Source organism: Chryseobacterium sp. KBW03 (assembly GCF_003852415.1).
GTDB lineage: Bacteria > Bacteroidota > Bacteroidia > Flavobacteriales > Weeksellaceae > Chryseobacterium > Chryseobacterium viscerum.
Genome location: NZ_QAJO01000003.1, coordinates 22,250 through 34,202, shown reverse-complemented (window position 1 = coordinate 34,202; position 11,953 = coordinate 22,250). Strand labels below are relative to the sequence as shown.

The window sequence follows — 11,953 nt, the reverse complement described above, 5'->3', positions numbered from 1 at the left end:
GTATGAAGAACAATGCTCACCGTAAAAAAGATTGCTCCGTTTCAGTAATAGATCTGACGCTCCTTTAAGTGGATGATTTCCTGCTGTGCCATCTTTTTAATCGCTCTAATCACTGTTTCAACCCGTAGGCCTGTAAGGTTGGCTATTTGCTGCCTTGTCAGGGGCATATGATAGCGAAAAGGCTCCTCCTCTCTGGCGCATCCTTTATAATAATCCAATAAGGAAACAATCTTTTCAGTCGGATTCAAAGAAGAATTATTGAACAGCATGGTATATTTATAGTACAGCCTATCAGAAAGGTGCCGCAGGAACTGCGATGTAATCTCTTTATTATCTTCCACTAATTTCAGGAAATTCGCTTTAGGAAGTTTCAGTACGATGCAGTCTGTTTTCGTTATTGCGTTCATCGGATAACTATTTGCACCAAAAAGCAGTGATTCACCAATACTGTCTCCCTTAGAAAGTATATTCAACGTAAATTCCCTGCCGTCCTGATGGTAATTGTTCAGCTCTACAGTCCCGCTGCAAATCTGCATATAGAAATGAGGTGTATCGCCCTTTTTGAATATAATTTCTTTTGTAGGGTACCGCTCCTCATATGCTCCATGTTTAAGTAAAACATTTTCATCGGTTATCATACTAATAATATTTATGGTTTTTAAATAAACATCTTAGGTAAATTGGTTTCCTTGGGAATACAAATAACGCACCATTTCAAACCAAGCCCGGCGGTCAAAAATTACCAGATTAATAAATGGTATATTTTTTTAGGACAAACAGCCTCGCCTTGGTTCCGCTATTTTTGTAAACCTGGCGAATTTACACCCGGTCATTCCTAGGATAGCCCTGGTCAGTGTCCAGGCAATAAAATAGAAGTTGAATCGATGCAGAAAACGATATGTGGTTGATTGTTAAAAAGTTGCATACAAATGTTCAGCCGAAAAATTACCTTATACTAAAATTACGCGATAAATGATCCTCGAAATTTAAAACGGTAAAGGCTTAGTTTTTGTTAGTACCTATAAACTATCAGGCTGGCTAACAATTAAAAACTAAACATATGTCAAAAGGTAAAAAAGATTCCAGGATTCTTGCGTTTTTTAAAAAACTCGGTCCTGGATTAATTACAGGGGCCAGTGATGATGATCCCTCTGGTATTGCAACCTATTCACAGGCGGGAGCGCAATTTGGGCTATCCACATTATGGACTGCGCTGCTCACATTTCCGCTAATGGCCGCAATCCAGGGCATGTGCGCAAGAATAGGGCTGGTAACCGCGCAGGGTTTAACAGTGACTTTAAAGAAACATTATTCCAAACCCATACTTTATGGCATGCTTCTATTTAGCTTTCCTGCAATAACCTTAAATATAGGGGCTGATATACAGGGAATGGGTGCCGTGGCCCATATGATTTTTCCTAGGGTTCCTGTCTCCCTGTTTTCCATTCTTGTCACAGCAATTCTTCTGTTCATTATTATCCGCTATCCCTATCAAAAAATTGCCATGATCTTGAAATGGCTGTGTCTAAGTTTACTACTATATATTATTGTTCCCTTTATGGTTGGCCAGGATTGGATAATGGTCGCAAAAAAAACATTTATTCCAACAATCAGGTTCGACAAAGAATTTCTATCGATCATAGTGGCAATTCTAGGAACGACCATTTCGCCCTATCTATTTTTCTGGCAAACAACCATGGAAGCAGAAGATCAGGCACACAAAGGCGTTGTGATGGTAAATAAACGGATCTTGAGCGAGATGAAGACAGATGTAAACATGGGAATGCTCCTTTCCAATATGGTAATGTTCTTCATGATACTGACAACAGGAACCGTACTTTTTACAGGCGGGATCCATAAAATTGATACAGTGGATCAGGCCGCAAAGGCTCTTGAACCCCTTGCCGGCAAACTTACCTATTTTATCTTTGCTTCCGGAGTACTCGGAACAGGAATGCTCGCAATACCTGTTTTAGCAGGTTCTCAATCTTATATGCTTGCAGAGACATTCGGTTGGAAGGCGGGACTTGACAAGAAATTTTCGCAGGCAAAGCCTTTTTATGGCTCAATCATCGTGTCACTGCTGGTAGGGCTGTCACTGGACTTTTTTGGTGTCAGTCCTATCAAGGCGCTGCTGTACACGGCAATTGTATACGGGCTGACAGCACCGGTAATGATTGCCGTGATCATGCATATCGCGAACAATGAACAGATTATGGGCGAACATACAAATTCGAGGTTCTCCAATATACTAGGCTTATTGACGCTGGTCCTGATGACGGCGGCAGCAGCAGCACTTATTTATTTCTTGTTTTAATTTAATAAATCCACCATTAAAAGAACTGCAGAACGCTAATTTTTATAGGTTATGTTGTTACGCAACAATTCATGCATCATAGTCTGAATTCCAAATTATTGTTTATTAGAAAGATCCTGTTATTCTTTTTTGTACATATCGTCGATCATTTCAGACAAAAGTCTGGAGCTCTCTAATATATTATGCAGAGATTTATCGACAAATTTTTCCGGTATATTTTTATTTTGCATGAGCATCTGGGCCGCAAGCGTAATTGTTGTAAGAGGATTTTTTAGATCATGCTTCAAAAAATAAGCGCGGTCATGTTGAACGACATTTAATTGATCAGCATTCGGCTTTAATACTGTATGTTCGAGACGGTCCTTAGCAAGGTATTTCCCAAGTGTTTTAAGAAGTTTTTTTAGAAATCTTAGCTCCCATCGGGCCCATTTTTGCTGCTTGTCATCAATGGTACTTTCTTTTGGCTGCAAGAAAGATGCATTCTTGGGAACACTTGAGTCGACTGAGGAATCTTTACTTGACACTTGTGTCTCCATGTTATTACGTATTTCCGGGCAACAGTTTAACGCCTTAAAAACATACATGGAGCAGTCTTCCCGTGTACTGATCATTACGGCTTCCAGCCCTCCAAATTGATCGGTTCGGTAAAGGTCGGCATCAGCGTTATTTGTGCTTTCTTTGTATTTTTGAAACTTGCTGAACAGTTGGTCAGGGTTTGTTACAACATTTTCACTGGTGAAATTTCCGAAATGGATAAGCTTTTCCTTTTGTTTATAAATAATACCCTGGGCATGCAAAGCTTGCAAAATCTTTGATCCATAACGGTGTAAAGCCTTTTGTGGCTCCAGCCCCAATTGCAACTTATTCTTTAACTTCTTATGCAGCTTTGATAATTTCTTACAAACCGCTTTGCGCTTTAAATTTAATCCTGCTATTTCAACATATACTTTGCCTTGGACTTCATAAATGATCAGTTCATAGGTCACGTTTTTAATACATACCTTTTTGATCAATATGCTTTTGACATCTTCCTGCCGGCCTACCCTTTTCGCTTTTGAGACCAATTTAGGTGCAATTCTGTTAAGCATTTGCTCAAAGCGAATACCCAGAACTTGCTTGAATTCCAAATCCAGCAGGAACGACCAATTTTTACTTGCAGCAACACAGATATCCTTTTCAAAAATCATCAAGGACCTGAGCATATTGCTCCGCCTCCCCTGACGGGTCTTTCCCACTGGGCAAAAATTATCAAGCATAAAACCTTTAGTTGAAAGTCGAACCGAATTTATTGTTGTATTATTTACATGGTGCGATATACAGCCTGTAGCGAATCTAACAATTTTTAATGGTTTTTTCAGTAGAACAAAAGAAAAGATCTTTGTACCTCTAAACAAAAATTTATTTTTTTAAAACTCCCATGGCGCAAAAGTTGTATTTAATCTGTTAACATCAAAAATATTAACAGTATGGAAACAAAAACAACAAAAAAAAGTGATGATACAAAAAATGCTGCATCCAAAACAGCTAAAACTCCGGCTAAAAAGGATGCAGCTAAAGATCTCGCAAGTTTATTCGAGGACTCTTTAAAGGATATTTATTGGGCTGAGAAAGCTTTGGTAAAAGCACTCCCACAAATGCACAAAAATGCCACGGATGAGAATTTAAAAAATGCATTACAGAAACACCTCGAAGAGACGAACACACATGTTGACAGGTTGGAACAATGCTTTGGTGCTCTTGGAAAGAAGCCTCAGGCTAAAAAATGCGATGCAATGCAGGGATTACTAGATGAAGGAAAAAGTATTATCGAGGAAACAGAAGCGGGAGCTGTTCGCGATGCTGGTATTATAGCGGCCGCACAAAAAGTTGAGCACTATGAAATTGCAACGTATGGGACGCTTGCAGCTTTTGCAAAAGTACTGAACGAAAAGGAATGCCTTGAAAATCTCACTGCAACCCTCAAAGAAGAGAAAGCATGTGATACGCTGTTGAGCAGCATTGCCGATACAAATTTGAATAACGCTGCAAAGTAACAAGCCTTTATTAAAATTATATTTAGTGCCTTTTAAAGCAAACTTGCTTTCAGAGGCACTTTTAATTTTGGATTTAGTCGTTCACAGCATTGTATAAATACAGCTATTCCAGCTTTCGTTCGAAGCTTAACACATTTATCACTATAGTTTAGTCCCAACAACGTGAACATTATGATTTACGAATTTCATTTTGTAAATTAATGTAGGATGGAAAACCATCAGAATTAAAGGGAAAATAGTTCATTTGGGGTCAATCAATACTTATTATGAATACTCAGCACTTTGAAATTGCGAAAAGTTATTTTCCGGATTCCACTTCGGCAAAGTTAATCTCGCAGCAACTGAACGCTATTATTAAACAGACACAAAAAAATTGTAGCAAACAAATTGTACTTGTAACGAGCCTGTGTCCGGGCACTTTAGATCTATTAAAAGAAATGGAGCTAGATGATATGGTTAAAGCGTTTCATTTGGGTGGAATTGATGGATATCCATTTTTGGACCTGGACGGACTGGAAAGTTTAATGCAGGCTTCTGATGTTATGATCCTCCTTATCTTTGGTCCGCATGTGGTGATTTCACCGAAAGAGGGCAAAGCTCCAAAAAGCAAGGCCGATACCTACTTGCGTGCATGTTGTAATGCAACAGAATTCAGAGATGCTCCACTTGCAAACACAATAACTTCTGGTAGAAATTTTCCGGACCGAAGCGCCCAGGTCGAAGAAGTCATAAAGCTATTCTCGATGCATACTGAGCGACTGACAAATGCTAAGGATCAAACTTTGGAAATTACTGACATCTTTTATGAAGCGATCGAGGAAAGAATTAGGACGATCATCAGAACAAAAAACGCCAGTGTCAGTATCCTATTATTTGGTGGAGTTTATATAAACTTTGTTGATGACCCCGAATCCATGTGCCTGCCAAGAAATTTGGCCTATTTGCCTTCGTATTCGGATGAATACCAAACCATCGATATCTTTTAGAAACAGCTAATTGCACAGCAAGTGCTACGGGAACTTTTGCGCAGCTTCAGCCTAATCATAATTGGCGACCAAAAGTAAAGGCATACCATTAAAGCATGCCTTTACCAAAATCAATTTAAACAAAACGTTTTGAGATGGAGCGCATTTCTAAACGGTTGAGAATTTCGATCAACTTCTTACGTTCTGGATATAAAATCCCAGACCTATATAAACTGCTCTAAGAGATATTCAAAAGTGAACTTCGGGTTGTATCCCAAAATCTTGCTTGCTTTGTCACTATTGTAAACCCGATCAATTGTTTCTGGAAAGTTCCAGCCTTTTTCACGGTAAAGATCAATGGCTTGCGGAACGCGTTTGGCAATGACCTCAAGGGGTCGTCGTTTAAGTGTCTCCACATCCTCCATTTTAAATGGAGACCGGCTTGAAACATTGAAGATCTCAAATGACTCAAAGGTAAAGGAGACAGCAACCTTAAGAAGTTCGGCAGCATCCCTAACATCAAGTCCACGATACAGCCGGTGATTCAGGCTGATATTATCCGCCTCAGGTAAAAACCGTGCCACCCTATAAACGCTTGTCATGATCTGCTCTTTTTCAAAAAAGTCCCTGCATAATTCTTCACAGGCCTGTTTAGTGATGTCATAAATATCCCGTGGCTGCACTTGTAGCTCCTCGGTAACCCAAACCGCTTCGCGCTGATTGACCATCGCCTTTCCATATAATGAGGTAGAAGAAATAAATAAAAAGCGCTTGATGTCATTTTGCACGCAAGCATTTAACAGGTTTAATGTTCCGGAAATATTGGTATCTACAAAACTTTGCCGATCATAGCCCTCATCCATCTGCTTGCCGTGCAGAGCAGCAGTGTGAATAATCGCATCAAAACCGTCAGTTAAGTCTATTAAAGCCTTTAAATCTCGAATGTCAATGACATAATCAGTGGTGATGCTTGCAGTAAGATCAATTCCCGTAACTTGATGTCCGGCCTGCCTTAAACTTTCGACTGCTGTACTGCCCAGCTTACCGGCTGCCCCGGTTATCAGTATCCGCATGCTTTCTTCCTTCATAATACTATAAAAACCAAAAATAATAAGATAAAAAGATATTTCTAAGCCAAAGTAAGGTTTATCATCCTACAGAATCTGAGAATACTAACAGTGATATGTTTTGGAAAAATTGATTCACTGTTGTAAAGCTTGCTAAATTCTTTGAATCGGACACGCGCTAGATTAATTTAGGCACCGATTTAAAAATTAAGCTCTGAAAGCCCGGGTTCAATGCAAGATTAAAATTATATTGTCTTATTTTTAAAAATTGCTTAAATTTAATTACATATAAATCACTAATTTACAAGAACCCTCATCATAGCACTTCTTATTTAAAGTTGAGTGCAAAAAGAGTAAAGGATATACAGAATGGGTACACGTTTTGACAACAATAAATTTGACATCCAACTTGATGACTTAAAAGTTGCTGTGACTGAACATACCGTAAACGGCCAGCAGGTTTTTCGTCTTGTTTTTGGAGACAACAGAAGCCCTCTAATTATTTCGCGAGCAAAAACATGGAATGGGGAAATCTGGACAAGTATTCCCCGTGGTAGACAAAAAGAAGCCGAAGAATTCGGTAAACAAATCAGTAAACACTTAAAAGATTAAAATTATGTGTTATTATAACGGACAGCGCGTATCGCGGGAAGAGTTTATCAGGCTCATGGATCTTGAAAAAGCCGTCATGAACTATGACTTTTTGGATCAGGAAATTCATGAAGGATTTAATTATGGAAATATTGCAGTACTACGCCCGACAGAAGACAGGTGCAATTTCGACATTGTTCAAATGGAGTGGGGTTTTATACCCTCATACGTAAAAAATCGAGACGATGTAAAAAAGATGCGATTTGGCTATAAGGACGGCGCCGGTAAATGGCATCAGCCCTATACTACCCTGAACGCCAAAGGAGAAGAGCTGCTTCTGATAGATGAAAAGACCGACCGTGAAAAGATGTTCCGCAAAGCAGCGCTCGAAAGAAGATGCCTGATTCTATCCAGTGAATTTTACGAGTGGAGACATCTTTACCGCCTCAATAAGCGTACCAACCAGCCTCTAAAAACAGCAGATAAATATCCGTACCATATCGGACTGAAAGGCAAAGAATACTTTTTTATCGCAGCCATCTGGCAGAACTGGACGGATAAGGATACTGGTGAGACCGTGGATACAGTGGCGCTTGTTACAACTGAAGCAAACGCACTGATGAGACAGATCCATAACTCCAAGAACCGTATGCCGACCATGCTTCCTGATGAACAGGCCTGGCAGTGGATGATGTCCGATCTTGATGAAGACCAGATCACTAAGCTTGCCACCTATCAGATAAATGCGGCGGATATGGAAGCGTATACCATTGAGAAAGATTTTAAAACAACAGGTACACCTACCAAAGCCTTTGTATATGCTGATGTTCCGGAACTTACCTATGAAGTTTAAATAAGAATGTAAAACAGTCGATACTTTTATATCTTAGATAGAAACCTTGGTTGATACGCAGTTTGCTCAGAATTCTACTGGTGGGCAGTTCTTATTAAGGTATAAAATCAGCAAATTTTAGGTCGTTAAAATAGTAATCTTGTCACCAGCCACATAAAGGCTCCACGAATGTGGTGCCTTTAGTAATTGTACTTTTTTCCAAAGCCTTGGTATTACATGGATGCGGTAGGTAATCTGAACTAAGATGACTTCAACGCTTTACAATAGCTATTCTCGAGAGCATTCAAGCGCCCGCGACGTATAGCAATTTTCGCCACCAGATTTAAAAACGGCTCCGCTACCTTCATAACCCCAGTCATCCTCGAATTATTTAGATATATAAACAGTGCCAGATCTGAAAACCTCCTAGGAATTCCGCTGCTATTAGTAAGGCCGTCATTAGCTAGTCCTAAAAGAATTAGTGAGGCCTTCTCAAATGGCAAATTTCCAGGATCTATGGTGGTCCGAATTCTGCAGACAATCTTTGATCGGTTGTTAAAAAGATGCTTCTCGTATGGTAAAATACTTATTGCGTCCCCGGCCTTGAGCTGGTAACGTTTACCCCCCTTCCCCACTTCAAGTTCGCCTTCCAATACCTCAAATTTTTCTGAAAATAAGGTATGGTAATGCCAAGGAGTCTTTGCGCCCGGAAGAAGATCACACTCGCTTATGGTGGTACCGCCATCAGCTGCGGACTGAATTAGAATGAAGGACATTTTATGATCTGGAGCCTTTTTCGTTGACTTTTGCATTGAAAGTATGGGGCCAATTATGAGACAGATGGCTATAGCGATTAAGTGAGCGATCGAATGTTGCAATTCGGTTCCGCCGGTACCTATGACGATCAAAAAGTCTCCCAAAGGCACAATTGTGGCACAGAGTAGCGCTAAACCTAGCGCCTTTCTTTGCTTTGAAATGGCAAGAGTCAGTAATAGAATGCCGGAGAATATATCCCTTATTCCTTTGATATAATGAAAGGAATAATCTGCATGGGTATCGGTAAAGATCCCGAAATCAAATTCGGCCTGAACAGGTGAAACCAAAAACCTAAGCCCGATAAATAGTAATCCTACCGCGGTCAAAATTGAAATGATGTAACAAATTTTCGTTGCCATAATGTTTGCTTTTTAAGTTGACAACAAATTTATCTGTAACCACTTCGCCTTTCATGCACCTGAGTTAACAAATCATTTTTTATGCAGACTCCTGCTCCGGATGCGACTCAGTGATTGCGGTTTAACACCGACATAGGAAGCAATGTAATACTGCGGGATACGTTGAAGCAGATCAGGATATTCTTTTGTAAATTTTTCATAGCGAAGTTCCGGTGAATCGGTATAGAATGAATTCAGTCCCTGCAGGGTCTTGACAAATACATGCTCGATAACCAGCCTCCCGAAACGTTCACCGTTCTTTAGTACACCATAAAATTTTTGAAGGTCGTCATATCCGATGACCAATACCGTACAGTCTTCCAGAGCCTGGATAATTTGCCGGGATGGCTGCTGTGGCAGAAAACTTTCATTGTTGCATATAAAATCATGTTCTTCGGCAAATCCGTAAGTTTTCTCCTCTCCATCATCATTAATATAATAACGCATTACACCGCTGACCATAAAGCCTACCTTGCGGCAGACCTCACCCTCATTCAGAAAAAAATCACCCTTGCCATATTTTTTTTCATGGAAAAGGCTGGCAATAAACTCCTTTTCATCGCCGCTTACTTCAACCGAATTTGCGATCACCGTTAGCAATTTTTCTATCATAATTTTGATATTGTTTCACTAAAGTTCGTGAAAAATTTTAAGCAGCGCTCAGTTATTTCACCAAGCTTGTAATTTATCAGCGTTTAAAGGGAAGTCGGATACACTGACTGATTAGTACTGCTTATTCAGCAACTAGTAACCAATAAAGTGTTCAGGTCTAAATAGAAGTGGTTCTTATACGCTAAAAATAAAAGCTACAATTCAATTAAAAAAAGTAGTTGTCCGCAAATTGTAAGTAGAAAGACCAGAACGCTAAATGCTTTTCTAATGTCTATTCCAATATGTTTAAAAACGTGTTTATGAAAAATGTTATCCAGGATAAGCAAGCAACCATTTCTATTTTAAAGGCTTTAATGACTGACATTAAAAATGGTATTTTATGCACTTCTACAGGAAAAAACGACTTTCCAAATGTTCAGACGGTGCATACAAAAGAAATGGATCGAAACGGGAATCTATTCTTCATCTTTTCCTCGGAAATCAGGCCCTACCAGAATCTGCAGACAAACGAAGAAATCAGATTAATTTACACCATACCTCATAAGTCTGAGTTCTTACTGGTAACCGGCACTGCTGAAACCAGTAATAATATCAGCAGTATAGAAAAATATTGGTCGGTTTATAATGCGAAAGATTTTGCCAAAGGCAAAAGAGATCCCACAATCCGCGTATTGAAAATAGCTGTTGAATATTCCAAAGTGTTCAAATCTGCCTCCACTGGTATGGTCGATTATCTTAAATTGCTTGGAAGAATTATTGCCAATACGCATGAGTAAAGTTGAAAACTTTTTAATCGCGATAACACGCGCTTGAACTGATCCTTAGGAAAGCTTTCTTGCTACTATCTCCATGTTATTCTTTCTCGTCCTCAGTGGATCAATAGTTAAATAACCCAAATACCCCCTTATAGATAAGGATTAATGTGATGGAATCAAATAACGCGTGGGAAAATATGGGAATCCAGAGGTTGTGAAATTTCCTACATAGAATCGCCCAGTACAGTCCTCCCAAAAATGCTGAGAAAATAGCAAAGACATCCTGCTGTATATGGTAAAGACCAAATAGTAGACTGGTCGTAAACATACTGATTAAAGGACTATATTTTTTAAGAATTTTCTGCTCTAGCACATTTTGGATGTAGCCGCGAATTGCTACCTCCTCATAAAAACCACCAATCAGCACAGCTGCCACCAAAGTCATTAACAGTCTCGTCAAACTGCTTCTGATAAAATTGTATTCCGAGTAATCCGGAACTTGGAAAATGAATTTTATGCCGGGAATATAAAATAATTGCATAAAAGCAACCCAGGCCACCGCAGTAATAAATCCCAGCAAGATAGCTCTGAAGGTTATTTTTTCCTTTTTTAAATCTATATCGCTAAAACTCCTGCCATCCCACCGCAGCATAAGATAAATTGCTACGAAACAGACATCAGCATAAGAATAAAATGGTAAAGGAACTAAATGGGGAAATATCAAAAGAAATACAATAAATCCCATATTTCCAATTGGTGAAACTATTTTTTTCCATACACTGGTTTACTAATGATGAGGCAAACTTTTAAGTTTTTCAGCGATCCATTCCTACCATAAAGTTATTGAAATAATAATCAAATGGTATTTTTGGTTGCAGGCTCCTGCTCATTTTAATTTTGTTAAATTAGGATTCCTAAACAGACTTTCAACTATAAAGATACCACTAGCATAATTCCTTTGAAAACCGCACTCGACCATAAGTCCCACGGGCTTAAATTGAGCATAACTTTTACTCAATTCTTCGCAGCATAAATTAGCTGTTTTCCCTGTTGATCGTGCCGGCTTTTTTCCTATATTTAACCCATAAATTTCAGAAGAAATGACAAAAAAGAAGGCTGTGCTTATTCAGGATAATGAAGATATCTTGAGTATAATGGATGAAGTCTTAGTTGACGAAGGTTTTGAGGTGATTCCTTCGCTTACAACAGAACCGATTGAAGAACTTACCGATATTGACCCGGACATCCTTATCGTCGATGACCACATCAGAGGCGACAAAAAAGGATCAGAAGTGATCAAGGAAATTAAATCAGACCCTGAAACCGAAGATGTTTCATCTGTTCTGACATCAACGGCCAACAATATTGAAAAAATTGCAGCGGAATGTAAAGCTGACGATTTTATCCAGAAGCCTTTTGATCTGGATCATATGATCGAAGTGGTTAAAAAAAATAGTGACTGATCAGATCAGAAAAGAATTCACTTGCTCGCTCCTCCACGTGTATAGTTATTTGGTAGGGCAAAGCAACATAATCTTTTGTTCGTTACTTTGAATATAAAGGTGAT

At 39.1% G+C, this 11,953-nt stretch carries 13 protein-coding genes; 7 read left to right on the top strand and 6 right to left on the bottom strand.

Features of this window, described 5'->3' with window-relative positions:
* Positions 1 to 41 precede the first annotated feature (41 nt).
* Positions 42 to 638, bottom strand: a complete 597-nt coding sequence (locus DBR39_RS04095) for a Crp/Fnr family transcriptional regulator (RefSeq protein WP_123865745.1) — start codon at positions 636 to 638, stop codon at positions 42 to 44.
* A 422-nt stretch (positions 639 to 1,060) separates the two neighbouring features.
* Here DBR39_RS04095 and DBR39_RS04090 point away from each other — a divergent pair, with 422 nt between their 5' ends.
* Entirely contained in the window at positions 1,061 to 2,317 is a 1,257-nt protein-coding gene (locus DBR39_RS04090; protein ID WP_123865746.1) for an NRAMP family divalent metal transporter, read from the top strand.
* A 119-nt stretch (positions 2,318 to 2,436) separates the two neighbouring features.
* On the opposite strand, the gene DBR39_RS04085 is transcribed toward DBR39_RS04090, so the two are convergent.
* Positions 2,437 to 3,573, bottom strand: a complete 1,137-nt coding sequence (locus DBR39_RS04085; RefSeq protein WP_124530963.1) for a histidine kinase dimerization/phospho-acceptor domain-containing protein — start codon at positions 3,571 to 3,573, stop codon at positions 2,437 to 2,439.
* A 210-nt stretch (positions 3,574 to 3,783) separates the two neighbouring features.
* Between DBR39_RS04085 and DBR39_RS04080 the strand changes: the two genes are divergently transcribed.
* Positions 3,784 to 4,350, top strand: coding sequence for a ferritin-like domain-containing protein (locus DBR39_RS04080; protein WP_123865748.1), 567 nt, complete (start codon positions 3,784 to 3,786; stop codon positions 4,348 to 4,350).
* A 266-nt stretch (positions 4,351 to 4,616) separates the two neighbouring features.
* Positions 4,617 to 5,336: a hypothetical protein gene (locus tag DBR39_RS04075; protein WP_123865749.1), complete on the top strand. Its 720-nt coding sequence runs from the start codon at positions 4,617 to 4,619 to the stop codon at positions 5,334 to 5,336.
* A 203-nt stretch (positions 5,337 to 5,539) separates the two neighbouring features.
* On the opposite strand, the gene DBR39_RS04070 is transcribed toward DBR39_RS04075, so the two are convergent.
* Positions 5,540 to 6,403 carry an NAD-dependent epimerase/dehydratase family protein gene (locus DBR39_RS04070; protein ID WP_123865750.1) on the bottom strand — a complete coding sequence of 288 codons (864 nt, stop codon included), beginning with the start codon at positions 6,401 to 6,403 and terminating at the stop codon, positions 5,540 to 5,542.
* A gap of 348 nt (positions 6,404 to 6,751) precedes the next feature.
* On the opposite strand from DBR39_RS04070, the gene DBR39_RS04065 reads away from it, so the two are divergent.
* A complete protein-coding gene (locus DBR39_RS04065) occupies positions 6,752 to 6,994 on the top strand; it encodes a hypothetical protein (RefSeq protein WP_123865751.1) in 243 nt (80 codons plus the stop codon).
* A gap of 4 nt (positions 6,995 to 6,998) precedes the next feature.
* Entirely contained in the window at positions 6,999 to 7,826 is an 828-nt protein-coding gene (locus DBR39_RS04060; RefSeq protein WP_123865752.1) for an SOS response-associated peptidase, read from the top strand.
* A gap of 239 nt (positions 7,827 to 8,065) precedes the next feature.
* On the opposite strand, the gene DBR39_RS04055 is transcribed toward DBR39_RS04060, so the two are convergent.
* Together DBR39_RS04055 and DBR39_RS04050 are read right to left on the bottom strand one after the other, a co-directional pair.
* On the bottom strand, positions 8,066 to 8,980 hold the full coding sequence (locus DBR39_RS04055; RefSeq protein ID WP_123865753.1) for a DUF4267 domain-containing protein: 915 nt from the start codon (positions 8,978 to 8,980) through the stop codon (positions 8,066 to 8,068).
* 72 nt (positions 8,981 to 9,052) lie between these two features.
* Complete coding sequence (locus DBR39_RS04050; protein WP_228447761.1) at positions 9,053 to 9,610, bottom strand: Crp/Fnr family transcriptional regulator; 558 nt, start codon at positions 9,608 to 9,610, stop codon at positions 9,053 to 9,055.
* Positions 9,611 to 9,930: 320 nt separating this feature from the next.
* On the opposite strand from DBR39_RS04050, the gene DBR39_RS04045 reads away from it, so the two are divergent.
* Positions 9,931 to 10,407 (top strand): pyridoxamine 5'-phosphate oxidase family protein, encoded by a 477-nt coding sequence (locus tag DBR39_RS04045; RefSeq protein ID WP_172957739.1) that lies wholly within the window; start codon positions 9,931 to 9,933, stop codon positions 10,405 to 10,407.
* Positions 10,408 to 10,507: 100 nt separating this feature from the next.
* On the opposite strand, the gene DBR39_RS04040 is transcribed toward DBR39_RS04045, so the two are convergent.
* Positions 10,508 to 11,131 carry a CPBP family intramembrane glutamic endopeptidase gene (locus tag DBR39_RS04040; protein ID WP_123865756.1) on the bottom strand — a complete coding sequence of 208 codons (624 nt, stop codon included), beginning with the start codon at positions 11,129 to 11,131 and terminating at the stop codon, positions 10,508 to 10,510.
* A 355-nt stretch (positions 11,132 to 11,486) separates the two neighbouring features.
* Here DBR39_RS04040 and DBR39_RS04035 point away from each other — a divergent pair, with 355 nt between their 5' ends.
* A complete protein-coding gene (locus DBR39_RS04035; protein WP_123865757.1) occupies positions 11,487 to 11,849 on the top strand; it encodes a response regulator in 363 nt (120 codons plus the stop codon).
* Positions 11,850 to 11,953 lie beyond the last annotated feature (104 nt).